This is a genomic window from Streptomyces sp. NPDC001157, from assembly GCF_053598255.1.
Window position 1 is genome coordinate 96806 of sequence record NZ_JBSFJW010000004.1, and the last position, 23287, is coordinate 120092.

Annotated in this window: 19 protein-coding genes and 1 pseudogene; 10 read left to right on the forward strand and 10 right to left on the reverse strand. The window is 69.9% G+C overall.

Going from position 1 to position 23287, the window contains the following annotated elements; genetic code table 11:
• Nucleotides 1–69: 69 nt before the first annotated feature.
• Nucleotides 70–1599, reverse strand: coding sequence for an aldehyde dehydrogenase (NADP(+)) (locus ACWDAG_RS08750; RefSeq protein ID WP_450694892.1), 1530 nt, complete (start codon nt 1597–1599; stop codon nt 70–72).
• 155 nt (nt 1600–1754) lie between these two features.
• On the opposite strand from ACWDAG_RS08750, the gene ACWDAG_RS08755 reads away from it, so the two are divergent.
• The 3 genes from ACWDAG_RS08755 (at nt 1755) to ACWDAG_RS08765 (ending at nt 4546) form a co-directional block, all read left to right on the forward strand.
• Complete coding sequence (locus ACWDAG_RS08755; protein ID WP_004002235.1) at nt 1755–2528, forward strand: IclR family transcriptional regulator; 774 nt, start codon at nt 1755–1757, stop codon at nt 2526–2528.
• A gap of 18 nt (nt 2529–2546) precedes the next feature.
• Nucleotides 2547–3017, forward strand: a complete 471-nt coding sequence (locus tag ACWDAG_RS08760; protein WP_450694893.1) for a GNAT family N-acetyltransferase — start codon at nt 2547–2549, stop codon at nt 3015–3017.
• An 80-nt stretch (nt 3018–3097) separates the two neighbouring features.
• A complete protein-coding gene (locus ACWDAG_RS08765) occupies nt 3098–4546 on the forward strand; it encodes a peptidoglycan D,D-transpeptidase FtsI family protein (RefSeq protein WP_450694894.1) in 1449 nt (482 codons plus the stop codon).
• An 88-nt stretch (nt 4547–4634) separates the two neighbouring features.
• On the opposite strand, the gene ACWDAG_RS08770 is transcribed toward ACWDAG_RS08765, so the two are convergent.
• Entirely contained in the window at nt 4635–6086 is a 1452-nt protein-coding gene (locus ACWDAG_RS08770; protein ID WP_450694895.1) for an NCS2 family permease, read from the reverse strand.
• Between the two features lie 231 nt (nt 6087–6317).
• Between ACWDAG_RS08770 and ACWDAG_RS08775 the strand changes: the two genes are divergently transcribed.
• The 3 genes from ACWDAG_RS08775 (at nt 6318) to ACWDAG_RS08785 (ending at nt 9540) form a co-directional block, all read left to right on the forward strand.
• Complete coding sequence (locus ACWDAG_RS08775) at nt 6318–6884, forward strand: SigE family RNA polymerase sigma factor (protein ID WP_450694896.1); 567 nt, start codon at nt 6318–6320, stop codon at nt 6882–6884.
• Nucleotides 6881–7717 carry a hypothetical protein gene (locus tag ACWDAG_RS08780; protein WP_450694897.1) on the forward strand — a complete coding sequence of 279 codons (837 nt, stop codon included), beginning with the start codon at nt 6881–6883 and terminating at the stop codon, nt 7715–7717. Before ACWDAG_RS08775 ends, ACWDAG_RS08780 begins: the two co-directional genes overlap by 4 nt.
• Before the next feature lie 140 nt (nt 7718–7857).
• A complete protein-coding gene (locus ACWDAG_RS08785) occupies nt 7858–9540 on the forward strand; it encodes a rhamnogalacturonan lyase B N-terminal domain-containing protein (RefSeq protein ID WP_450694898.1) in 1683 nt (560 codons plus the stop codon).
• Nucleotides 9541–9616: 76 nt separating this feature from the next.
• Here the strand turns inward: ACWDAG_RS08785 and ACWDAG_RS08790 are convergent, their stop codons facing one another.
• From ACWDAG_RS08790 to ACWDAG_RS08800, 3 genes are all read right to left on the reverse strand, one after another.
• A complete protein-coding gene (locus ACWDAG_RS08790) occupies nt 9617–10771 on the reverse strand; it encodes a right-handed parallel beta-helix repeat-containing protein (RefSeq protein WP_450694899.1) in 1155 nt (384 codons plus the stop codon).
• Between the two features lie 328 nt (nt 10772–11099).
• A complete protein-coding gene (locus ACWDAG_RS08795) occupies nt 11100–11897 on the reverse strand; it encodes an HAD family acid phosphatase (protein ID WP_450694900.1) in 798 nt (265 codons plus the stop codon).
• Nucleotides 11898–12099: 202 nt separating this feature from the next.
• The gene (locus ACWDAG_RS08800) at nt 12100–13248 is read right to left on the reverse strand and encodes a Gfo/Idh/MocA family protein (RefSeq protein ID WP_450694901.1); all 1149 of its coding nucleotides are present in this window, start codon (nt 13246–13248) and stop codon (nt 12100–12102) included.
• Nucleotides 13249–13347: 99 nt separating this feature from the next.
• On the opposite strand from ACWDAG_RS08800, the pseudogene ACWDAG_RS08805 reads away from it, so the two are divergent.
• A pseudogene (locus ACWDAG_RS08805) lies at nt 13348–13476 on the forward strand (helix-turn-helix domain-containing protein); the annotation flags it as partial.
• 100 nt (nt 13477–13576) lie between these two features.
• Here ACWDAG_RS08805 and araD read toward each other — a convergent pair.
• The 3 genes from araD to ACWDAG_RS08820 are packed head-to-tail and all read right to left on the reverse strand — an operon-like array spanning nt 13577 to nt 16904.
• The gene (gene araD, locus ACWDAG_RS08810; RefSeq protein ID WP_450694902.1) at nt 13577–15307 is read right to left on the reverse strand and encodes an L-arabinonate dehydratase; all 1731 of its coding nucleotides are present in this window, start codon (nt 15305–15307) and stop codon (nt 13577–13579) included.
• Entirely contained in the window at nt 15304–16215 is a 912-nt protein-coding gene (locus ACWDAG_RS08815; RefSeq protein ID WP_450694903.1) for a dihydrodipicolinate synthase family protein, read from the reverse strand. The genes araD and ACWDAG_RS08815 overlap by 4 nt, the downstream gene beginning before the upstream one ends.
• Nucleotides 16212–16904, reverse strand: a complete 693-nt coding sequence (locus ACWDAG_RS08820; RefSeq protein WP_450694904.1) for a GntR family transcriptional regulator — start codon at nt 16902–16904, stop codon at nt 16212–16214. Before ACWDAG_RS08820 ends, ACWDAG_RS08815 begins: the two co-directional genes overlap by 4 nt.
• Nucleotides 16905–17351: 447 nt before the next feature.
• Between ACWDAG_RS08820 and ACWDAG_RS08825 the strand changes: the two genes are divergently transcribed.
• The gene (locus ACWDAG_RS08825; protein WP_450694905.1) at nt 17352–18590 is read left to right on the forward strand and encodes an MFS transporter; all 1239 of its coding nucleotides are present in this window, start codon (nt 17352–17354) and stop codon (nt 18588–18590) included.
• A 330-nt stretch (nt 18591–18920) separates the two neighbouring features.
• On the opposite strand, the gene ACWDAG_RS08830 is transcribed toward ACWDAG_RS08825, so the two are convergent.
• Both ACWDAG_RS08830 and ACWDAG_RS08835 read right to left on the reverse strand, forming a co-directional pair.
• Nucleotides 18921–20087, reverse strand: coding sequence for a hypothetical protein (locus ACWDAG_RS08830; RefSeq protein WP_450694906.1), 1167 nt, complete (start codon nt 20085–20087; stop codon nt 18921–18923).
• Between the two features lie 13 nt (nt 20088–20100).
• Nucleotides 20101–21042, reverse strand: a complete 942-nt coding sequence (locus ACWDAG_RS08835) for a 5-dehydro-4-deoxyglucarate dehydratase (protein WP_450694907.1) — start codon at nt 21040–21042, stop codon at nt 20101–20103.
• 243 nt (nt 21043–21285) lie between these two features.
• Here ACWDAG_RS08835 and ACWDAG_RS08840 point away from each other — a divergent pair, with 243 nt between their 5' ends.
• Nucleotides 21286–22110, forward strand: a complete 825-nt coding sequence (locus ACWDAG_RS08840) for an NAD-dependent epimerase/dehydratase family protein (RefSeq protein WP_450694908.1) — start codon at nt 21286–21288, stop codon at nt 22108–22110.
• Between the two features lie 390 nt (nt 22111–22500).
• The gene (locus ACWDAG_RS08845; protein WP_450694909.1) at nt 22501–23280 is read left to right on the forward strand and encodes a DeoR/GlpR family DNA-binding transcription regulator; all 780 of its coding nucleotides are present in this window, start codon (nt 22501–22503) and stop codon (nt 23278–23280) included.
• The last annotated feature ends 7 nt before the right edge of the window (nt 23281–23287 follow it).

The window sequence follows — 23287 nt, forward strand, 5'->3', positions numbered from 1 at the left end:
AGCTGATTGTCGCAGGCCGGTAAGGCCGCCTTAAGGGCGCGGCACCCCTACGGCGCAGCCCGCGGAGCGCTAACGCTCAAGCCGCCCGTTGAACCGCCGAGGCAATCCCAGCGGGTTGTCGTCCCGGAGCTCCGGCGGAAGGATCGCCTCCGGTGCCGTCTGGTACGTCACCGGCCGCATCCACCGCTCGATGGCCGTACCGCCGACCGACGTCGACGTGGACGTGGTCGCCGGGTACGGGCCGCCGTGGTGCTGGGCGGGAGCGACCGCAACACCGGTCGGCCAGCCGTTCACGAGCACGCGCCCGGCAAGCGGCGTCAGCTCGGCCAGCAGCTCCGCGCCGCGGCCCTCCCCGGCCGCTTCCTCCGCCGACAGATGGACCGTGGCGGTGAGATTGCCGGGCAGTCGCGACAGCACCCCCTGCACCTGGGCCTCGTTCTCGTAGCGGGCCACCACGGTGACCGGCCCGAAGCACTCCTCGAGGAGCAGGTCGTACTGGCCTTCCTCGGCCAGCTTGTCCGCCGAGACCGTCAGGAACCCGGCACTCACCGTGTGCTCGCCGCCCGCGCCCGGCGTCACCGGGGACTCGACCTCGGGAAGCTCCGCACGCTCGGCGACCCCGGCGATGAAGTTGTCCCGCATGCGGTGGTCCAGCAGGACTCCGGCGTCCGTGTCGCTGACCGCGTCCGTCAGGGACTTGACCAGGCGGTCGCCCGCCGCACCGCTCGGCGCGAGCACCAGGCCCGGCTTGACGCAGAACTGGCCGACGCCCAGCGTCATCGACCCGGCGAGGCCCGTACCGATCGCCTCGGCGCGCTCGGCCGCCGCGGCCTCGGTGACGACGACCGGGTTCAGGGAGCCGAGCTCGCCGTGGAAGGGGATCGGGGTCGGGCGTGCGGCGGCTGCGTCGAAGAGGGCGCGGCCGCCCCGTACGGAACCGGTGAAGCCGGCCGCCGAGACGAGGGGGTGCTTGACCAGTTCGACGCCCGCCTCGAAGCCGTGGACCAGGCCGACGACGCCCTCGGGGATGCCGTGTGCGGCGGCCGCCCGGCGCAGCACCTTGGCGACCAGCTCGGACAGAGCCGGGTGGTCGGGGTGGGCCTTGACGACGACCGGGCAGCCCGCGCCGAGCGCGCTCGCGGTGTCGCCGCCCGCGACGGAGAAGGCGAAGGGGAAGTTGGAGGCCGAGTAGACGGCGACGACGCCCAGCGGCACCTTGTAGCGGCGCAGGTCCGGGATGGGCGGGGTCGCGGTGTCGTCGGGGTGGTTGATGATCACGTCGAGGAAGGCGCCCTCGTCGACGATGTCCGCGAAGGCCCGCAACTGGTAGCAGGTGCGTGCGAGTTCGCCATTGAGGCGGACCGGGCCGAGCGCGGTCTCGGCGTCGGCGGTCTCGACGAGCCCGTCCTTCGCCGCCTCCAGCTGCTCGGCGGCCGTGCGCAGGAAGGCCGAGCGGACCGCGCGGTCGGCGAGGGCGCCGCGCGCGGCGTGCGCGGCGCGGACGGCGGCGTCCACCTCCTGGGCTGTGGCCTCCACCGCAACCTGTTCACGCTGCTTCCCGGTACGGGGGTCGACACTCCAGACTGGTGCTGCTGCCACCGCGGGTCCCTCCACGTATGTCTTGCGGTATGTCCTGCTTGTATTGCCGCAGTATCTGGGTCATCCACCAGGGTCGTTCGATATACTGAACGCTGTCTCTGATGATGAATATGCTGTCGGAGACTATTTCCCGTCGAACGAAGGGGTCAAGGGCGATGTCGGCAGGCGAGACAGGCGGCGGGGCGCAGGTCAAGTCCGCGGTGCGGACCGTGGAACTGCTCGAGTACTTCGCAGGCCGGCCCGGTATGCACTCCTTGGCCTCGGTCCAGGAGGCCGTCGGCTATCCCAAGTCCAGCCTGTACATGCTGCTGCGCACGCTGGTGGAGCTGGGCTGGGTGGAGACGGACGCGACGGGCACGCGGTACGGCATCGGGGTGCGGGCCCTGCTGGTCGGTACGTCGTACATCGACGGCGACGAGGTGGTCGCGGCGGCCCGCCCGACCCTGGACCGGCTGTCGGACGACACCACGGAGACCATTCACCTGGCCCGCCTCGACGGCACGAACGTGGTGTACCTGGCCACCCGCCAGTCGCAGCACTATCTGCGCCCGTTCACGCGGGTGGGGCGCCGGCTGCCCGCGCACTCCACCTCGCTGGGCAAGGCGCTGCTGAGCACTTACACGGACGAGCAGGTCCGCAAGATGCTCCCGGAGACCCTGCCGGCGCTGACCGAGAACACCATCACCGACCGGGAGAAGCTCATCGAGGAGCTGCACCAGGTCCGCGAGCAGGGCTTCGCCGTGGACCGTGAGGAGAACACGCTGGGCCTGCGCTGCTTCGGGGTCGCGATTCCCTACCGCACTCCGGCGCGTGACGCGATCAGCTGCTCGGTGCCGGTGGCGCGGCTGACGCCCGCGCACGAGCAGATGGTGAAGGACGCGCTGTTCGACGCGCGGGACCGGCTGACTCTGGCTACACGGAGGCTGTGACTCCTAGGCTTCGACGCCATGGACGTCGTACTCCGTGAAGTACACGACAGTGATCTGCCGGTCTTCTTCAGGCAGATGAACGATCCCGAGGCCCTGCGCATGGCCGCGTTCACCCCGAAGGATCCGGCCGACCGGGACGCGTTCGACGCCCGCTGGAAACGGATCCGGGCCTCCGAGGCCGCCTTCCGCGCGGTCCTGGCGGACGGCGACGTCGTGGGCAGCGCGGCGGTTTACGGCGAGCCGGGCGAGCGCGAGGTCACCTACTGGATCGACCGCGCGTACTGGGGCCGGGGCATCGCCACGGCAGCGCTGCGGGAGCTGGTGGCCCAGGTGCCCGAGCGTCCGCTGTACGCCCGTGCGGCCGCCGACAACACCGGCTCCCTGCGCGTCCTCAGCAAGTGCGGATTCCGAGTGACCGCCCGGGCCTCCGAGTTCGCCAACGCGCGCGGCGAGGAGATCGACGAGTTCGTGCTCGCGCTGGACGCCTGACACCGCCGTGGATGAGCGTCCGATGAGAAAGTCGGACGGATGGGAACGATCGACCCGCTTCTGATCGTCTTCCGAGTGGGATGAACAAGACGATCAGGCGGGCCTCCGTCTTCACACTGCTGCTCGTGATCGCTCTGCTGGTCAGGGCGACCTGGGTGCAGTTCTACGACGGCAAGGCGCTCGCGGACGACAAGTACAACCGGCGCAACGCGATCCAGACGTACGCGGACCCGCTCGGGAACATCATCGTGGGCGGCAACGCGATCACCGGTTCCGCGGCGACGAGGCACAGCGACCTCAAGTACAAGCGCACGTACAAGGACGGCAAGCTGTACGCGGCGGTGACGGGCTACGCCTCGCAGGCCTACGCCCCGACCCAGCTGGAGGGCATCTACCAGGACGTCCTCGACGGGACGGACAGCCGCCTCAAGACCGTGATGGACACGATCACCGGCAAGCGTGCCGACCCGGGCGACGTGGTCACGACGATCGACCCGGACGTGCAGAAGGCGGCGTACAACGCGCTCGGCGACAAGAAGGGCGCGGCCGTCGCGATCGATCCGAAGACCGGCAGGATCCTGGCGATCGTGTCGACGCCGTCGTACGACCCGACGTCGCTGACGGACGCCAACACCGCGGGCACGGCCTGGAAGAAGCTCAACGCCGACTCCGACAAGCCGCTGACCAACCGCGCGCTGCGCCAGCCGCTGCCGCCGGGCTCGACGTTCAAACTGGTCGTGGCGGCCGCCGCGTTGGAGGACGGGCTGTACTCGTCGGTGGACGAGAACACGAAGAGTCCCGACCCGTACACGCTGCCGGGCACCACCAAGGACCTGTCCAACGAGAACCCGAACGCGCCCTGCGAGGACGCCTCGATCCGCACCGCGCTGCAGTACTCCTGCAACAACGTCTTCGCGAAGATGGCCTTCAACCTGGGCCAGGACAAGGTACGGGCGATGGCGGAGAAGTTCGGCTTCAACGACAAGGAGCAGGACGTGCCGGTGCGGGCGTACCCCAGCGTCTACCCCTCCGACATGGACCAGTCCTCCACGGCCCTGACGGGCATCGGCCAGTACGACGTCACCGCGACCCCGCTCCAGATGGCCATGGTGTCCGCCGCCATAGCCAACGGCGGCAAGCTGGTCTCGCCGCACATGGTTTCGCAGATCACCGACAGCGGCGGTGACGTGCTGGAGAACTACGACGACGGCACGGACACCAAGGAGATCGTCAGCTCCTCGACCGCCGAGCAACTCCAGTCGGCGATGCAGACGGTGGTGGAGAAGGGCACCGGCACGAACGCCCAGATCTCGGGCGCCACCGTGGGCGGCAAGACCGGCACGGCCCAGCACGGCGAGAACAACAGCAAGACGCCGTACGCCTGGTTCACGTCCTACGGCAAGGAGGCCGGCAAGGAGGTAGCCGTGGCGGTAGTGGTCGAGCAGTCGAACGCGGCACGTTCGGAGGTCAGCGGCAACGGCCTGGCAGCCCCGGTGGCCAAGGCAGTGATGCAGGCGGCGCTGAAGTAGCCCCCGTAGGGGGGCGCCCCGTTCTTTTAGGGGCGCGGAGAACTGCGCGACCAGCCACTACAAACCCGCACCGGCCGCGCAGCGTCCCTCACTTCACCCCGAGAACCTGCTCAACCGGGTCAATGGCGAAGTACACGAGGAACAGCGCCGAAACCCCCCAAAGCAGCCAGTGCACCTCCTTGGCCTTGCCGAGCACCGCCTTGATCACCACGTAGGCCACGAAGCCCGCCCCGATACCGTCGGTGATCGAGTAAGTGAACGGCATCGCGGCGATGGTCAGAAACGCCGGGATCGCGATCTCGTACTTGTCCCAGTCGATGTGCTTGACGTGCGTCATCATCAGGAACCCGACCGCGATCAGCGCCGGCGCAGCCGCCTGCAGCGGCACGATGGTCAGCAACGGCGTCAGGAACAGCGCGAGCCCGAACAACCCACCGGTGATCAGGTTCGCAAAGCCCGTGCGCGCTCCCTCACCGACACCGGCCGCCGACTCGATGTACGCGGTGTTGGAGGACGCGGAGCCCAGACCGCCGGCCACGGCCGCCGCGCCGTCGATGAACAACACCCGCCCGATACCCGGCACCTGGCCCTGCTCGTCGAGCAGTCCGGCCTCCGCGCTGATGCCCACGATGGTGCCCATGGCGTCGAAGAAGTCCGACAGGATCAGGGTGAAGACCAGCAGGACCGCGGTGAGGAACCCTGCCTTCGCAAAGCCGCCGAACAGACTGAAGTGACCGACGAGTCCGAAGTCGGGCGTGGAGACGATCTTGTCGGGCACATGCGGGGTGGTCAGGCCCCAGCTCTTGATGTCCGCCACCGCGTCGATGATGATCGCGACGACCGTCATGGTGACGATGCTGATCAGGATCGCACCCTTCACCTTGCGCGCGAGCAGCGCGATGGTGAGCAGCACGCCGAGACAGAAGACGAGGACGGGCCAGCCGGTGAGCCTGCCCACGGCCCCCAACTGCACCGGCACGGTGGTCTGCGCCGCGTCCGGGATACGGCTGACGAACCCGGCGTCGACGAAGCCGATGAAGGCGATGAACAGCCCGATGCCCACGCCGATCGCCTGCTTGAGCTGCTGCGGAATGGCGTCCATGATCGCTTTCCGCAGCCCGGTCACGACCAGGACGCAGATCAGGATGCCTTCCAGGACGACGAGGCCCATCGCGTCGGACCAGCTCATCAGCGGGGCGAGCTGGAAGGCGACGACGGCGTTGAGGCCGAGGCCCGCGGCGATGGCGAGCGGGAGGTTGCCGCCGACGCCCATGATGATCGTCATCACACAGGCCACCAGGGCGGTGGCGGTGACGAGTTGGCCGGTGTCGAGGCTGTGGCCGAACTTGTCCTTCGCGCTGCCGAGGATGATGGGATTCAGGACAAGGATGTAGGCCATGGTGAAGAACGTGGCGAAGCCGCCGCGTATCTCCCGGCCGAAGGTGGATCCCCGCTCGGAGATCCTGAAGAACCGGTCGATGCCGTGCGTCGCTGGTGGCGCGGCACTTGACCGGTCGGCCGTCTTCTCGGTGTCGGGCATGGCGGGTGCTCCTAGGTACCTGATGGATCAGTGTGCGGATGCTGGCTGGATTGTTCCCCCGGTGAACCCGTTTCAGGTTTTCTCCGTGTTACGGAATCGGTCGGCTCGCCAGACTGCGTTCGAAGCCCCGTACGAACCGAGTTGTTCATCACTGCTACGCTTCCGGATCTCATCCGGTCCTCCTCCGGATGATCACATGCCATCTACATGCCACGCACAGAGAGGTCGCCCGTGGGCACTGTCGTCGACGATGCAGCCTCCGTGGAGTTTCACGCCTTCTTCGAGCGCCACTACGCCGAACTGTCCCGGCTCGCTCACCTGTTGACAGGCGAGGCGGACGCCGCCGACGATCTGGCCGCCGATGCGCTGCTCGCCCTGTGGCACCGCTGGGACCGGGTACGCGCCGCGGACCACCCGGCCGCGTACGCCCGCGGGGTCGTCGCCAACCTGGCCCGCACCCGGATCCGCAGCGCCGTGCGCGAGCGCCGGCGGATCTCGCTGTTCTGGTCACAGCGCGAGGAGAAGACCGATAATCCCGACATAGCGGGCGTTGTCGATGTCCAGGCCGCTCTGCGCAGATTGCCGTTCAGGAAACGGGCGTGTGTGGTGCTTCGGCACGCGTTCGACCTGTCGGAGAAGGACACCGCTCTCGCCCTGGGTGTTTCCGTGGGTACGGTTAAGTCCCAGACGTCCAAGGGAATGGCCGAACTGCAGAAGATCCTCGGTTCCCAGGGCGTACCGCGGAAGGTGCACGTGGCGATGGCGCGCGGCGGCGAGACCGGAGGAGTCGACCGATGAGGCAGCAGGACGTGCACGACGAGCTGCGCGCCCGGCTGCACGAGACGGCCGAGGCGCACCAGCCGGACCGGGCCAGGATCCTGGCGCGGATCGAGCGGGGCATGAGCGAGCACAGCCGCCCCGACCACCGGGCGACCCGTCCGCCGGTGTGGGGCTGGGCCCGGGTGGTGAGTGCGACGGCCGCGGTCGCGGGCATGCTCGCGGTCGGCGGTTACGCGGTGGCGTCCGCGGTGAAGGACGACACTCCCCAGCGGCAGACGGTCGCGGTCTCGCCGACCCCCACACCGTCGCCCGATGCGACGAGCCGGGCGCCGGGCCCGCCGGTGGACCGAACACCGAGCACCCCACAGCAGTCCCACAAGCCGAGCAGCATCCCCACCACGAAGCCCTCGGCCTCCATGCTGCCGCCCGCCCCCGGCGAGAGCGACGGCCCGCTGTCGTCGAACGGCTCGGTGGACCCGCACAGCAACGACTTCTGGGCGCAGAGCAACATCACGCTCAGGACGAGCGAGCAACTCACCGCGCTGACCGTGCAGCTGAAGGTCGCCCAGACCGGCGGGGTCAGCTCGACCGGGGCCTGGCGCGCACTGCCGGAGCAGGACTTCGACCTCACGGTCGGCGAGCAGAACGGCTTCCTCGTCTACACCTGGACACTCAAGGCGGGCCGTACGGTCCCCAAGGGCGAGTGGGTGTTCGCCGGGCAGTACAACCATCTGCGCGGCGGCCGGGACGCGAAGGGCGACACCTATGTGATCACGGCCACGGCGGACGGCACCCAGCACTCGGTGAGCGGCGACTTCGCAGCCCACGCCGGCGACGCGGGCGACTCGTAGGAGGACCTTGCGCGGAATCCCGCGCAAAAAATCTTGAAAAGGGCGGCAACCCGTTCCTCGGCGGCGGCAACCAGGAAGCACAGGACTTCCTCTTCACCTGCAGCTGAGTGAACATTCAAGTACGACGGGATTTTCGCCCCTTGAGCACGCACAAGAGACACCCCACCCGCCGCCGGGTGCTCGGGGCCTCCGCGCTCGGCGTCGCCGCCACCGGCGCCGCCGTGGCGGGAGGCGTCGGCCTGCTGTCGTCCGCGTCCGCCGCGGGCTTCGGCTACCAGGACGACGGCAGCGACTACGTCGTCGACACCGGCTCCTCCCTCGTCTTCAAGGTCTCCAAGACGACCGGCGACCTCACGTCCCTGGTCTACAAGGGCAAGGAGTACGAGGGCTACGGCGGCAAGCACTCGCACGTGGAGTCGGGGCTCGGGGCCTCCACCGTCACCGTCAAGCAGTCGGGGTCGACCATCCTGATCAAGGTCGTGCACGGTGCGATCACCCAGTGGTACGCGGCCCGCCGTGGCCAGAACAACGTCTACCTGTGGACGGACAAGAAGGACGCCTCCGTCACCGCGACCCGCTACATCGTCCGTCTCAAGCCGGGGATGTTCCCCAACACGGGCTCGGACGCCTGGAACTCGACCACGGACAAGATCATTGAGGCCGGTGACGTCTGGCGGCATCCGGACGGCACGACCCACTCCAAGCACTACTCGGGCAAGCGCACCATCGACTACGACCACGTCGGTTTCACCACGGGCTCGGTCGGCCTCTGGATGGTCCGCTCCAACCACGAGAAGGCCTCCGGCGGCCCCTTCTATCGCTCACTGCTGCGGCACTCGAACGACGGCGGCGCGGGCCTGTACGAGATCCTGCACTACAACGAGGCCCAGACGGAGGCGGAGCGCTTCGGCCTCCAGGGCCCGTACGTCATCGCCCTCACCGACGGCGGCGCCCCCTCCCCCTCGCTCTTCCAGGCCAACCTCGACACCTCCTGGGTGGACGGGCTCGGCATCACCGGCTGGGTCGGCAGGGCGGGCCGCGGCAAGGTGGCGGGCGTCGGCCTGAAGGGCATGGACGCCAAGTACGCCTACACCGTGGGCTTCGCCAACCCCGACGCGCAGTACTGGGCGAGGGCCGCGGCCGGCACCGGCGCCTTCTCCTGCAAGGGGATGCTCCCGGGGACGTACACACTGACCGTCTACAAGGGCGAACTCGCCGTGCACACCGCGTCGGTGAAGGTGAGGGCGGGCGGTACGACGTCCCTGCACACCCTGAGCATCACCGGTGACCCGTCCGCCGCCTCCGCCGTCTGGCGGCTCGGCGACTGGGACGGCACGCCCGGCGAGTTCAAGAACGCCAGGCTGATGACGTACGCGCATCCCTCCGACGCCCGCGCGGCCAAGTGGACCGGCAACGTCACCATCGGCAGCGGCAGCGAGGCCGCGTCCTTCCCCGCGTACATGTGGAAGGGCGTCAACGACGGGATCCTGGTCTACTTCAAGCTGACCGAGGCGCAGGCCGCGGCGGCGCACACGCTGCGGGTCGGGGTGACGGACGCGTTCGCCGGCGGGCGGCCGCGGGTGGCCGTGAACGACTGGGTTTCGGTCATTCCCACAGCACCCACACAGCCCTCGACTCGTTCCCTCACCACGGGTTCGTATCGTGGAAACAACCACACCTTCAGTTTCAACGTCCCTACAAGTGCGTGGCGGACGGACACCTCTCAGTACAACGTCCTGAAGATCAACATCGTGAGCGGTTCGGGCGGCACGGCCTATCTCAGCGCCGGTACGTCGTTCGACTGCCTGGACCTGCTGACCTGAGCCCCCCTCGGTCAGCAGAAGAAACGCCCCGCCGGTGACGACCGGCGGGGCGTTTTCCTGCGCATCCTCGTGCGCCTCAGTTCATCGTCGAGCCGATGGTGGTCGAGCTCGTGGTGAGGAAGGCCGTCGCGGGGAGTGAGCCGTCCGCCTTGCGGGCGCCGTAGGCCGAGGTGGCGTCCGTCGACCTGAAGGCCGGCGTACCGACCCCGCTGTCCCAGTTGTTCGCTGCGGAGACGGTCCTCGAACCCGGGTTGTCCATCCCGCCCTTGTCGCTCACCGCGAGGTTCCGGGCGAGCCGGGCCTTGCCGGTGGCGAAGCAGAACCCGGCCTCGGTGTTGGCGTAGGCGGTGTTGCGGTTCAGCGCGATCGCGCCGGTGTTGGAGTTCTCGGTGAACCCGTTGAGCGTGTTGTCCCAGGCCGCGTTGTTGTTCACGACGTGTGCGACGGCGACGCCTCCGCCACCCAGCTTGAATCCATTGCCGTTGCCCTCGAATGCGGAGTCGTTCCAGCGGTTCTTGCCGTTGCCGAAGGCCCAGGAGTGCTCGATGGTGACCGGCGAGGAGAACTGCCAGAGGTCGAGGCCGTCGTCGGAGTTGTCGTAGAGGCGGGCGCCGGTGACCTTGTTGCCCGTGCCGGAGCCGAACTTGATGGCGATGCCGTCGGCGTTCTGGCCGTGCCCGGCGGGGTCGTAGTTGCCGTAACTGTCCAGGTTCTGCACGAGGTTGTCGACGGTGTCGTCGCCGCGCAGCGTGAACCCGGAGTCTCCGTTGTCGGCCGTGACGAGGTTCTTGAAGATGCCACCGGTCGACGAGGTGACGACGAAGCCCTGGGCCGGGGAGTGCTGGAAGGTGAGGTTCTGGACGGTCCAGTAGCTGCCGTAGATCCCGGTGAGCCAGGACCCGGCGGGCAGCTTGGAGCCGTCGATCCTCACCTTCTCGCTGCCGTGGGCCCGCAGCGTGATGCGGTTCGAACCGGTGCCGCTCGCCGTGGACTTGAGGGTGGCCGTGGGGTAGTACGTCCCGCCGCGCACCTGAATGACGGTGCCCGCGGCCGCGTTCTTCACGGCCGACTCCAGCTGGGCCGTGGTGGACACCGTGACCGTCGTCGTGGCGGCCTGGGCGCCGCCGTCCGAGAGGCCGAGGTAGACGCCGCCGGCCCCGGCGGAGACGGCCACCGCCGCGGCGATCGAGAGCGTGCGCGTCCTGCGGTGGCGTCCGGTGCTGAGTCGCACTGGGCGTTCCTTTCCTAGGGAGTGGGAACGAAACGGGGCCGGAGGGGCCCCTCCCGGCCGTTTCTGAAAGCCAGTCGCCGCCGTGGCCGGAAGAGGTTGCCGCGTGTCCTCGAAAGCAGGCGAAACTCTCGCTGACTCCCGTCCCCACGCTCAGCTGTTGACATGCTCTTTCCCCCTGATGACCCGCACCGCGTAGCACGACGCGCCCGGCCCCCGCCACGGCACGGTGCTGCCGGTGACGGGGGCCGAGTACGAGCGGCTGCTCAGGACGTGCGACTGACCGGGAAGGTCAGCACAGGTCAGGACAGATCAGGAAGGTCAGAACGGGTCAGGACACGAAGTACGTCGGGTTCGGGAGCTTGTACGTGCGGTCGGCGTAGCCGCCGTCCAGGTCCGAGTACTGGTCACCGAAGTTGGCGACGATCTCGTAGCCGAGGTCGTCCTCGATGTGCTTGCGCGTGCCGGACTTGTACTGCACGGTCGTGCAGGTCCAGGCGCCCGGCGTGGCGCAGGCGCTCAGGTAGGCCGGCGGGTTCGCCTTGTCCTTGAGGAACATGTGGTCGGCGTCGAGGTTCACATCGGCGCCGATCTTCTTCAGGTTCGCGACGGCGGCCGTGCGCTGCGCCTCGCTCAGCCCCGAGTTGTAGAAGACCTCGACGCCCTTGGACTCGGCGTACTGGACCAGCTCCGCACTGCCGAAGACGCCCGGGCGGTCGGCCTTGTTCACGTAGTCGGCCCACGTGGTCGGGTTGAACGTGTAGTTGTACCGCTTCTCGTAGTCGAGGCTGAGCAGCAGCGTGTCGTCGATGTCGAAGACGACCGCGGGCTTCTCGCCCCGGTGGTGCGCCTTGCGGGCGGCCCGGTCTATGTACTTCCGGGCGGCCGAGTCGAGCCGCGCCAGGTCCTGGGCGTACGGGCTGTCCGGGGACGCCTGGTAGACGCCGCCCGCGTCGGCCGTGGTGCCGTAATAGGTGTCGATGTCCTTCACCAGGAGCCCGATGTTGTACGGCTCGTGGGTGGAGTTGGCCGTGGACTGGCCGGCCGTGGCCGCACCGGCGCCGTACAGGGCGCCGCCGGCGAGGGCACACGCTGCGGCGATCGCCGCGATACGCAGTGACTTATGCATGACAGGTTTCTACGCGCGTCATCCGGGTGGGCGCGAGACCCGTTGCCTGATCGATATCTCTCCCACAGGCAAAAAACGGGTCAAGCCGCCCGGACGGGCCGGTTCCGGATAGCTGCAGCTCAGTTCCTCGTCGCCCCGATCGTCGTACTCCCCGTCGTCAGGAAGGTCGTCGCGGGCAGGGTGCCACTGGAGCTGCGGGCGTTCAGGTGCTCACCTCCTTCGGTGGGGCCCAGGTGGCGCCGAGCTCGGAGTAGAGGGCGAGGGTGTCGGCGGCGGCCGCGACGAGTCCGTCGATGCCGGGCACGACCCTGCGGCCCTCGTCGGGGATCAGATGCCAGGCCGCGGTCGGCAGCGGGGCCGGGTCGGGCGCCTGCCGAATCGCTTCGACGACCTTCATGAAGGCGCCCGTTGCGTCCGGGGTGACCAGCAGGTCGGCGCCGTCGGTGAGGTGGTCGACCAGGTTCTCCAGCAGGTCGGTACGGCCGTACTCGTACTCCTCGGGGCCGTGGTCGGCGCGCTGGAGCAGGACGCGGTCCTGCCTGTACAAGAAGGTGATCCGGCCGCGGGTGCCGTGCACGACGACATACGGTTCGTCGTCCCGCTCGGCGCACAGGGTCGCGGCGACGGTGACCTTTCGCCCCGGTGCGGTGGTGACGCGGACGCAGGAGGTGTCGTCGGACTCGATGTCGTTGGCGCGCAGCAGCTCGAGTTCGATGCCGGTGACGTCCTCGGCGCGTGTGGTGGCGTTGACCGCGAGCGCGGTGGCGACGGCGTGCGCCAGGGGGTTGGTGAGCACGCCGTCGATGACGTCGACGCCGTTCAGGCGCCGTTTGCCCGCCCAGGGCGCCCGCCGGTAGTAGGCCTCGGGGCGCACCCAGGCACCGGCCCCGCCGACCCCGACGACTTCGCCGACGGCGCCCTCGGCGACCATCCCGAGGATCGCCGGTACGGCGTGCGAACCCAGCGACTGGAAGCCGATCTGGCAGACCACGCCCGCCTGGGCGATCCCGTCGGCCATCCGCCGGAACTCGGCGTACGACGGCGCGGGCGGCTTCTCCAGCAACAGGTGCACACCCTTGCGGGCGGCCGTGAGCGCCAGGTCGGTGTGGGTGGGGATGGGGGTGCAGATCACGGCGATCCGGGCGCCGGTGGAGTCGAGGAGCGCGCCGAAGTCGGCGGACTGCTCGGGCGTGCCGAGGCCGTCCGGGATCTCGTCGGGAGCCAGCGGGGTCAGCTCGCAGATGCCTGCCAGCCGTACGATCCCCTTGTCCTGGAGCCGACGGATGTTGTCCAGATGCCAGCGGCCGTGGCCGCGCGCGCCCGCGAGGACGACGGGAACAGCGATGCTCATGACATTCATTGGACACCTCCTGATGCCGCGTCGCTTCCATGTCCGTTCGGCGTTTCACTCCGACGGCCCATCAGTGCCCACAAAATGAGGTGATAGTTCGTGAGCCATGTCCCCACACGTGAAGCGCGCAAATACCGCTTCCATCCGACCGATGCGCAGGCAGCCGAGCTGTCGCGCACCTTCGGATGCGTGCGCAAGGTCTCCAACATGGCGCTCGCGGCCCGCTCCGGGTAGGCGATGAAGCCCAGCATGAGCAGGGCCGCCGGAGCGATCAGCCCACGCGGCGAAGCCGCATATCGATACAGCCCCGCGCCCTGAAGGAGCGCTTTCAGCTGGCGTACGGGTCTGGGACCTTGCCCGGGGTGGACAGGAACTTGAAGTCGCAGCCTGTGTCTGCCTGGGTGATCTGGTCGTTGTAGAGCGCGCCGTAGCCGCGCTCGTAACGGGTGGGCGGAGGTGTCCAGTCCGCCCGGCGTCGCTCCAACTCCTCGTCGCCCACGTGGAGATGGAGGGAGCGTGCCTCGACGTCGAGGGTGATGAGGTCGCCGGAGCGGACGAGGGCGAGCGGGCCGCCGATGTACGACTCGGGTGCGACGTGCAGTGCGCAGGCGCCGTAACTCGTACCGCTCATACGGGCGTCGGAGATCCGGACCATGTCCCGCACGCCCTGCCTGAGCAGGTGGTCGGGGATCGGCAGCATGCCGTACTCCGGCATGCCCGGGCCGCCCTTGGGGCCGGCGCCCCGCAGCACCAGCACGCTGTCGGCCGTGATATTCAACCCGGGGTCGTTGATGGTGCGTTGCATGGCCTTGTAGTCGTCGAAGACGACCGCGGGGCCGGTGTGCTTGAGCAGGTGCGGCTCGGCGGCGATGTGCTTGATGACGGCGCCGTCGGGGCAGAGGTTGCCGCGCAGGACGGCGACTCCGCCCTCGGCGGCGACCGGGTTCTCGCGGGTGCGGATGACGTCGTCGTCGTGGACGACGGCGCCGTCGATCTGCTCCCCCAGGGTGCCGGCCACCGTCGGCCGGTCCAGGTGCAGCAGGTCGGTGATCCGGGAGAGGAAGGCGGGCAGACCGCCGGCGAAGTAGAAGTCCTCCATGAGGTACGTCTGTCCGCCGGGCCGGACGTCGGCCAGCACCGGCACGGTGCGGGCGATGCGGTCGAAGTCGTCGAGGGTGAGCGGGACTTGGCAGCGCCCGGCCATCGCGATCAGGTGGATGACGGCGTTGGTGGAGCCGCCGAGCCCGAGCACCGTGGTGACGGCGTCCTCGAAGGCCTCGCGGGTGAGGATCCCGGACGGCTTGAGCCCGGTCCAGGCGAGTTCCACGGCACGGCGCCCGGAGGCGGCGGCCATCCGCTCGTGCCCGGAGTCGACGGCGGGGATCGAGGAGGCGCCCGGCAGCGTCATGCCGAGGGCTTCGGCCGCCGCGGTCATCGTGGAGGCGGTCCCCATGGTCATGCAGTGACCGGGCGAACGCGCCAACCCGCCCTGCAACTCCCGCAGTTCGCAGTCCGTCAGGTTGCCGGCGCGGTGCTCGTCCCAGTACTTCCACATGTCGGTGCCGGAGCCGAGGGTCTCACCGCGCCAGTGCCCCGGCAGCATCGGCCCCGCGGGCACGAAGATCGACGGTACGTCGGCCGAGGCGGCGCCCATGAGAAGCGCCGGGGTCGACTTGTCGCAGCCGCCGAGCAGCACGGCCGCGTCGACCGGGTACGACCGCAGCAGTTCCTCCGTCTCCATCGCGAGCAGGTTGCGGTAGAGCATCGGGGTCGGCTTCTGGTACGTCTCCGAGAGCGTGGCGACGGGGAACTCCAACGGGAAGCCGCCGGCCTGCCACACGCCCCGCTTGACCGCCTCGGCGCGCTCGCGCAGATGGACATGGCAGGGGTTGATGTCGGACCAGGTGTTGAGGACGGCGATCACCGGGCGGCCCCGGTACTCCTCCGCCTCGTAACCGAGCTGACGCATACGGGCGTTGTGCGACCAGGTGCGCAGCCGGCCCTCGGTGCCGTACCACTGGTGGCTTCTGAGCTCTTCCGGGCTCTTCCTGTGGGTCATATCGACCACCCGGCTGCTATCGCGGCGACCTCCGCGCGTGCGTCCTCCGGCAGCTCCTTGCTCGGCGGGCGGACGTCGCGCCGGCACAGGCCGAGGGAGGCGAGGGCCTCCTTGACGACGGCGACGTTGTCGGCGGAACCGTTGGCCGCGCGGAGTTCCTCGAAGCGGCGGATCTGCTCCCAGACCTTCATGGCGGCCGGATAGTCCCCGGATCGAAGGGCTTCGATCATGTTCAGCGAGACGGAGGGGGCGACGTTCACGAGTCCGGAGGTGAAGCCGGTGGCGCCCGCGGAGAAGTACGAGGGCGCGTAGGGCTCGGCGAGACCGGCGACCCAGACGAAGCGGTCGAGCCCTGCGTCCCGGGCGAAGGCGGCGAACTTGGCGGCGTCCGGGACGGCGTACTTGACGCCGATGACGTTCGGGCAGGTGTCGGCGAGTTCGGCGAGGCGGGCGCCGGCCGGCAGGGCGTTGCGGATGTACGGGACGACACCCAGTTCGGGGACGGCCTCGGCGATGGCGCGGTGGTAGTCGACCCAGCCGCCCTGGGAGACGTACGGGTGGACGGGCTGATGGACCATCACCATCTGGGCGCCGTGCTCGCGGGCGTGCCGGGCGGAGGCGATGGCGGTGGGCAGGTCGTGGCCGACGCCGACGAGGACCGCTGCGCGGTCGCCGGTCTCCTCGATGGTCAACTCGGTGACGAGACGGCGCTCTTCGGGGGCCAGGGCGTAGAACTCGCCGGTGTTTCCGTTGGGGGTGAGGATGCCGATCCCGCCTTCGAGCAGCCGACGCAGCAGGGCCCGGTGGGCGTCCTGGTCGACGGTGCCGTCCTCGGCGAACGGAGTCACCGGGATCGCCACCACGTCGGCCAGGGCGGCCCGTTGGGTCTCGAACGTCACGCTGCTCATGCGGTGCCTTCCTGGTTCGCTGCCTGGTCCGTGACCTGGCCGGTTGCCTGGTCGGTTGCCTGGGGGAACGCTCGCTCGACGAAGGACGCGATATGGGCGTGCAGGGCGCGGGCCGCGCCGTCGGCGTCGCCCGCCAGGGCGAGCCGCAGGATCTCGCGGTGCTCGCCGGCCTCCCGTTCCCAGGAGGGCGAGGCCGCCCAGGCCACGGTGGAGACGAGGGCCGCCTGGTCGCGGACCTCGTCGAGCATGCGGCCGAGCAGCGGGTTGCCGCAGGGCAGGTACAGGGCGCGGTGGAACTCCCGGTTGGCGAGGGACCGTTCGGCGGTATCGGTGGCGTCGTCGGCCCTGGTCAGCGCGGTGCGTGCGGCGTCGAGGGAGGCCCCTCGCCGCACCGCACGCCTGAGCGCCTCGGGCTCCAGCAGCAGCCGCACGTCGTACACCTCACGCGCCATGTCCGCGTCCACCATGCGCACCGTGACGCCCTTGTACTGGCTCATCACGACGAGCCCGGTACCGGCCAGGGTCTTGAGCGCCTCGCGCACGGGGGTCTTGGACACCCCGAACTGCGCGGCGAGCTCGGTCTCGACCAGGGCCTTACCCGGCGTCAACTGCCCGGTGAGGATGCGGTGTTTGATCGCGTCCAGCACGTACTGCGTGCGGGACGGGATCGGCGTGGGCACAGAGGTCATACGCGCCTCTCGGAAGTCACGTATCAGAGCTCGGTATCAGAGCTCGGTATCTGATCTCGCGTATCGCGTCTCATATATGACGTACGAAGTACGACGCGTTGAAGGTAGGAGGGGGCGCATGTTGCGTCAATGCTTCTGACAAAGGAAGTTGGGCTTGCAGGGCGGCAGTTCGGACTCGGACGAGGGGTCCTGGCCCGGCGGACGCCATCGCCCCGCACGTCACGGCGTGCGCGTCCACCCCGGGTAGCGGCCGCTCAGCCACACCGTCCGGTCGAGCAGCGGATCCTGAGGCGGTAAGGGGCACCACGGGCCCGAAGATGCCGCCGCCCCTGCACGGGTCGCCCGGCCGCGGCCAGTAGGAAGTCGTGGGAGGCCTGGAGTGCGGCCGGGTTCTTAAGGCACATGCCTGATCCCCGACCGGGGGCCTTAGACCCACGATGGCCAGGCATGACGACATCGACATGGGCAGTCGTACGGGTCCTGCGGGATCGCGACGCGGGCCTGTATCTCGCCGGCGTGGTGATCTCCGGCTTCGGGACGTCGGCGCTGTGGCTGGCGTCCGGCGTGTGGGCCAAGGAGCTGACCGGCTCGGACGGACTGGCCGCGCTGTGCCTGCTCGCCATGTGGGCGCCCACGCTCGCGGGCCCCCTGCTCGGCACCCTCGCCGACCGCTTCCGCCGCAAACCCCTTCTCATCGGCGTGAACCTGCTCCTGGCCGCCCTCCTGCTCACCCTCTTCGCCGTCGACTCCCCGGGGCGGCTGTGGCTGCTCTACACGGTCCTGTTCGTGTACGGCGCCGCAGGCGTCGTACACGACGCGGCCGAGTCGGCTCTCGTCGCGGCCGCGGTCGACCGGTCCCTGCTGGGCGACTTCAACGGACTGCGCATGACGGCCACCGAGGGCATGAAGCTGGTGGCCCCGCTCGCGGGCGCGGCCCTCTTCGCGGCGTACGGCGGCCCGAGCGTCGCCCTGCTGGACGCTGTCACGTTCGTGCTGGCCACAGGCGCGTACGCACTGCTGCGTGTCCACGAGGAGAGGCCGCGGCCGCCCGCGAGCGGCCGGGGGTCACGGACCGCGGAGGGCGTCGGACACCTGTGGACGCACGCCCGGCTGCGCCCCCTCGTCCTGGCGGGCGGCACCACGATGTTCTGCGCGGGGCTGTCCGGGGCGCTGCTCTACGCCGTCATCGACGGCCTCGGGCACTCCCCCGCCTACGCGGGTGTCCTGTACGCCGTCCAGGGCGTCGGCTCGGTCGCCGTCGGCCTGGCCTCCGGCCCGGCACTGCGCCGCCTGGGCGGACACCGGTTCGCAGCCTGCGGAATCGCCCTCACGGGCGTCGCGGTCGCCGCGCGGGCCGTCCCCTGGGACCCGGTCGCCCTGCTGTGCAGCGCGGCGATCGGGGCGGGACTGCCCTGCGTCCTGATCGCCGCACTGACCGCCGTACAGCACGAGACCCCGGACGCACTGCTGGGCCGCACGGCCGCCACAGCCAACACACTGATCTTCACGCCGAACGTACTCGGCCTGGCAGCCGGCGCGACCTTGGTCGAACTCACCGACTACCGCCCCCTGTTGCTCGCCCTCGGAGCAGCTCTGCTGACCACGGCCACCCGACTGCTCCCGCAAACCCCGTCGAAGACCGACCGCATCACCGCCCGGTCGCCGTCCGACTCCAACCCAGAGTGAAACAACCGCAATTCGGCTGGCCCCGCCGCCCTTGCCCACCTCGCGTACCCGGCCAACGAGTCGGGACGACCACCCCTCCCGACGAAGGCTGCCAGCAATCCCCTTACCGCAACCCTCCCGACCACGGCCGCCCGGCTGCTCCCACAAAGCCCCTCGAACGCCAACCGCACCCCCACCCAGCCACCGCCCGACACCAACCCGGCATGAAACAACCGCAGTTCGGCCGCCCCCGCCCGCCGCCTGCCCCACCTCCGCAGTCACTGCGTCCGGGCAGCCGCCCACCCCAGGACCAGCACCCCCGACACACAGCCCCACCCCCGCCGGGCTCCCTCAGAGCCCGGCGAGTGTCGTGCGCACCTTCTCCAGGTCACCGTTCGACGCCAAACCGGCGTGATACAGACGCAGTTCGGTCGCTCCGCGGTGTCCTGCCTGCCTCGCGTCCGCGGCGAGCGTGGCCGGGCTGCCGCCCATCCCAGAGACAACGGGAAAGTTGGCGGCGATGACGGCGCCCTCGCGGCCCTGCTCGGCGAACGGCGTCAGCAGCTCCGTGCCGCCCGCGCACGGTACGACCACGCCGTCCGCGACGGACAGGATGTGGGCAGGGTCCACGCCCGGGTTGGCGCCGACGTGGTAGGTCACGGGGTCGGCGTGCAGCAGGATCTGGAAGCCGTCGGGGGTCACCGCGCGGACCGCCCGTACGGCGGTCTCCTGGAGCGTGCGGGCGGTTTCGTCGCGCCACGCGCGCGTGGCGGCCGCCTTCGCCTCGCCGAGCAGTTTCTCGGCCTCGGCCCAGCCTCCCCCGCCGTCGGGCGCACCCTGCCACAGCGGCTCCAGCGCCTCGCGTACGGCGGCCGCCAACTCGTCGGCGTCCAGACCCTGTTCGCCGTACCCCTCCCGGCAGGCCGGGCAGAAGCAGAGCGCCATGAGGTACATCCCGGCGTCGCCGAGGCCGACCCCGCCGGTCTTGTCGTGGGCGTGCAGGTGCTGGAGTCCGTACCAGCCGAGGGACTCCAGCTCGGTGCCGCGCGCTCCCGGCCGTACGGCCGCCTCGACGGCCAGGTCGACGAGGTACGCGCGCGTGGCGGGCTGGGCGATGCACGGCGCCCAGGGGTAGCGATCGCCGTACGCGTTGACCACGGAGGTGCCCGGATGCTCGGCGCCCAGGCGGGAGTTGTGGGCGAGGACGACCCAGGTGTGCACCTCCAGGTCGGCATCCGCCAGGGCCGCGGCCGCCTCGCCGTAGGCGTCTCCGGGCGCCCAGTCCCCGGCCGGGTACGGGCGCAGCGCACGTCCGTCCCAGCGGCCGCCAGGGGGATACAGCACGGCCGCGTGCTCGGCGGTGACGATGCGGTGGCGCGGGTGGCGGGGCGTCAGCGCACGCGTGGAGTGGTACGCGGAGGCGAGCGTCACCTGCTGCACACCGAGCGCGGCGATACGGCCCGCGGCCTCCGGGTCCCCGTTGACGTCCCAGGGGTAGACGAAAGTCGACGCCTTCACTCGCTCTCCGCCTTCACTTGTTCTCTTCCAACAGCGCGTATCCACGCTCGATCAGCTCGGCGAGCTGCTTGACGTGATCCTCGGTGGGCTCGTGCAGCGGCGGCCGGACCTCGCCGACGTCGAGCCCGCGCAGCCGTACCCCCGCCTTGACCAGGGCGACGGCGTAACCGCGCCCCTGTGCGCGCAGTTCGACGAACGGCCGGTAGAAGCCGTCGAGGAGCCGGTGCGCGGTGGTGGTGTCGCCGGACTCCAGTGCCCGGTGGAAGGCGAGCGCGATCTCCGGGGCGAAGCAGAAGACGGCGGAGGAGTAGAGCGGGACACCGATGGCGCGGTAGGCGAGCTGGGTCTGTTCGGCGGTCGGCAGGCCGTTGAAGTAGAGGAAGTCCCCGGGGACCTCGGTGCGCACGGCGCTGACGATGCGCTGCATGAGGTCGAGGTCGCCGAGGCCGTCCTTGAAGCCGATGATCCCGTCCGTGCGAGCCAGTTCGACGACGGACTCCGGCGTGAACACGGCGTTGTCGCGCTGGTAGACGATCACGGGCAGTGCGGTCGCGGCTGCCACCTCCCGGTAGTGCCGCAGCAGTCCCTCCTGACCGGCGAGCACGAGGTACGGCGGCATGGCGAGCAGCCCGTCCGCCCCGGCAACCTCCGCCACGCGCGCGTACCGGACGGCGAGCGCCGTGCCGTACCCGGCGCCGGCCACGACCGGCACGCGGCCGTCCGCAGCCTCCACCGCCACGCGCACGCACGCCTCGAACTCCTCGGGAGTGAGCGCATGGAACTCGCCGGTGCCGCAGCACGCGAAGACCGCGGCCGCCCCGCCCTCGACCCCACGGCGCACATGGGCGCGGTACACGTCGAGGTCGACCGAGCTGTCGGGGCCGTAGGCGGTGACCGGGAAGAACAGCGGCCCGCTGGGGATGCCGAGTCGAGCGGCGAGAGGGACTGGCGTCACGGGCGCTCCCGATTCCATGGTCACCGATTCCATGTTCATGATCTGTGTCTACATTTCTGAACGCCACCACGCTAAGGCGCCTCTTCATGGCCGGTCAAGCGCGCCTCCCCGCATCGCATCAGCGGATTTCCGCATTTCGCAGAGCACGGCAGGGCACTTGACGGGGTCCGCCCGGCTCCATAGCGTGTCCATGGATGTGAATACTGTGCAGGCATGCGCCCGCCGACCGAAGGAGAAGCGAGGATGCCAGCCCCCCGCACCGTTCTGCTCACCGGCGCCGCCGGCGGCCTCGGCACCCTGATGCGGAACCTGCTGCCGGCCTTCGGCTACGAGCTGCGCCTCCTCGACATGCGCCCGATCGAGGGCGACCCGGACGCCGTCACCGCGGACCTCGCCGACAAGAAGGCCCTGCGCGAGGCCGTACGGGGTGTGGACGCGATCATCCACCTGGCCGGCATCTCCCTGGAAGCCCCCTTCGAGAAGATCCTCGCGGCGAACATCGAGGGCACGTACAACCTGTACGAGGCCGCGCGCGAGGAGGGCGTACAGCGGATCGTCTTCGCGTCCTCCAACCACGCGGTGGGCTTCACCCCGCGCCCGCAGGGCGACACACCTCTTGATTCAAGCGCACTGATCCCCATCGACACCCCGCGCCGCCCCGACACCTTCTACGGCCTGTCCAAGTCCTTCGGCGAGGACCTCGCGCAGCTGTACTGGGACAAGCACGGCCTGGAGACGGTGTCGGTGCGCATCGGCTCCTGCTTCCCCGAGCCCACCAGCGTGCGCATGCTGTCCATCTGGATGAGCCCGGCCGACGGCGCCCGCCTCTTCCACGCGGCGCTGACCGCGGAGAACGTCGGCCACACCGTCGTCTACGGCTCCTCCGCCAACACACGCCTGTGGTGGGACCTCTCCACGGCACGGGCACTCGGCTACGAGCCACAGGACGACTCCGAGCCGTACGCGGAAAAACTGATCGCCGACCAGGGCGAACTGGACCCCGAAAACATCACCCACGCCTACCTGGGCGGCCATTTCGTGAGCGACCCACCGATCTGGCCGTACTGAGATCCCGGCGTCCATGAGTAGGCGGGGCGAGATCCGCTGCAGTTCGGCAGCGCCCTGAAGGGGCGCGGGACTGCATCTATGTACGGCTCCGCCGCGCGGGCGCGACCAGCCACGACGGCGCCGCAGACGATCAACGACACAACCAGCGGAGCGTCCGGGCACCGAACGGGCCCGCCCGCCCTCCTGTTCGGGCACCGCACGCGCCCGATCCCACGCCCCCGCTCACAGCCACGCAGGTCCGAGGCGGGCACTCCGCTCCGCAAACGGGCACACCCGGGCAGCATCCGCCCTGCAACAGGCCTGGTCAGTGCCGCACACCGGGGGTAGAACTTCCTGCGAGGGCCCCACCGGGCCCGAACGGGCAGCACGGCACGAGAGCAGGTGACGGCGATGACGGCGAACACTGCGAAAACGGCAGAGGAGCGCCAGCGCGAGATCGTGCGGACCGCACGCGCCACCGGCTCGGTCGACGTCACCGCGCTCGCCGCCGAACTGGGCGTGGCCAAGGAGACCGTACGGCGGGATCTGCGCGCCCTGGAGGACCACGGCCTGGTCCGCCGCACCCACGGCGGCGCCTACCCCGTGGAGAGTGCGGGCTTCGAGACCACGCTCGAGTTCCGCGCCACCAGCCACGTACCCGAGAAGCGCCGGATCGCGGCCGCCGCGGCCGAGCTGCTCGGTGACGCCGAGACGGTCTTCGTCGACGAGGGCTTCACCCCGCAGCTCATCGCCGAGGCATTGCCCAGGGACCGGCCGCTGACCGTGGTCACCGCGTCCCTGCCGGTCGCGGGCACACTCGCCGAGGCCGACGGCGTCTCCGTCCTGCTGCTCGGCGGCCGGGTCCGCTCCGGGACCCTGGCCACCGTCGACCACTGGACGACGAAGATGCTGGCCGGCTTCGTCCTCGACCTCGCCTTCATCGGCGCCAACGGCATCTCCCGCGAGCACGGCCTGACCACCCCCGACCCCGCCGTCAGCGAGGTCAAGGCGCAGGCCATCCGGGCCGCGCGCCGCACGGTGTTCGCGGGCGTGCACACCAAGTTCGGGGCGGTCAGCTTCTACCGGTTCGCGGAGATCGGCGCACTGGAGACGATCGTCACGAGCACCCTGCTCCCCTCGGCCGAGGCCCACCGCTACTCACTGCTGGGCCCACAGGTCATCCGCGTCTAGAAGACCC

Bases quoted from the DNA above. Each gene is read 5' to 3' on its own strand.
- ACWDAG_RS08845 (WP_450694909.1), top strand. From the start codon at position 22,501: ATGACGGCGAACACTGCGAAAACGGCAGAGGAGCGCCAGCGCGAGATC.
- ACWDAG_RS08780 (WP_450694897.1), top strand. From the start codon at position 6,881: ATGAGGCAGCAGGACGTGCACGACGAGCTGCGCGCCCGGCTGCACGAG.
- ACWDAG_RS08820 (WP_450694904.1), bottom strand. From the start codon at position 16,904: ATGACCTCTGTGCCCACGCCGATCCCGTCCCGCACGCAGTACGTGCTG.
- ACWDAG_RS08800 (WP_450694901.1), bottom strand. From the start codon at position 13,248: ATGAGCATCGCTGTTCCCGTCGTCCTCGCGGGCGCGCGCGGCCACGGC.
- ACWDAG_RS08815 (WP_450694903.1), bottom strand. From the start codon at position 16,215: ATGAGCAGCGTGACGTTCGAGACCCAACGGGCCGCCCTGGCCGACGTG.
- ACWDAG_RS08770 (WP_450694895.1), bottom strand. From the start codon at position 6,086: ATGCCCGACACCGAGAAGACGGCCGACCGGTCAAGTGCCGCGCCACCA.
- araD (WP_450694902.1), bottom strand. From the start codon at position 15,307: ATGACCCACAGGAAGAGCCCGGAAGAGCTCAGAAGCCACCAGTGGTAC.
- ACWDAG_RS08795 (WP_450694900.1), bottom strand. From the start codon at position 11,897: ATGCATAAGTCACTGCGTATCGCGGCGATCGCCGCAGCGTGTGCCCTC.
- ACWDAG_RS08825 (WP_450694905.1), top strand. From the start codon at position 17,352: ATGACGACATCGACATGGGCAGTCGTACGGGTCCTGCGGGATCGCGAC.
- ACWDAG_RS08765 (WP_450694894.1), top strand. From the start codon at position 3,098: ATGAACAAGACGATCAGGCGGGCCTCCGTCTTCACACTGCTGCTCGTG.
- ACWDAG_RS08755 (WP_004002235.1), top strand. From the start codon at position 1,755: ATGTCGGCAGGCGAGACAGGCGGCGGGGCGCAGGTCAAGTCCGCGGTG.
- ACWDAG_RS08760 (WP_450694893.1), top strand. From the start codon at position 2,547: ATGGACGTCGTACTCCGTGAAGTACACGACAGTGATCTGCCGGTCTTC.
- ACWDAG_RS08840 (WP_450694908.1), top strand. From the start codon at position 21,286: ATGCCAGCCCCCCGCACCGTTCTGCTCACCGGCGCCGCCGGCGGCCTC.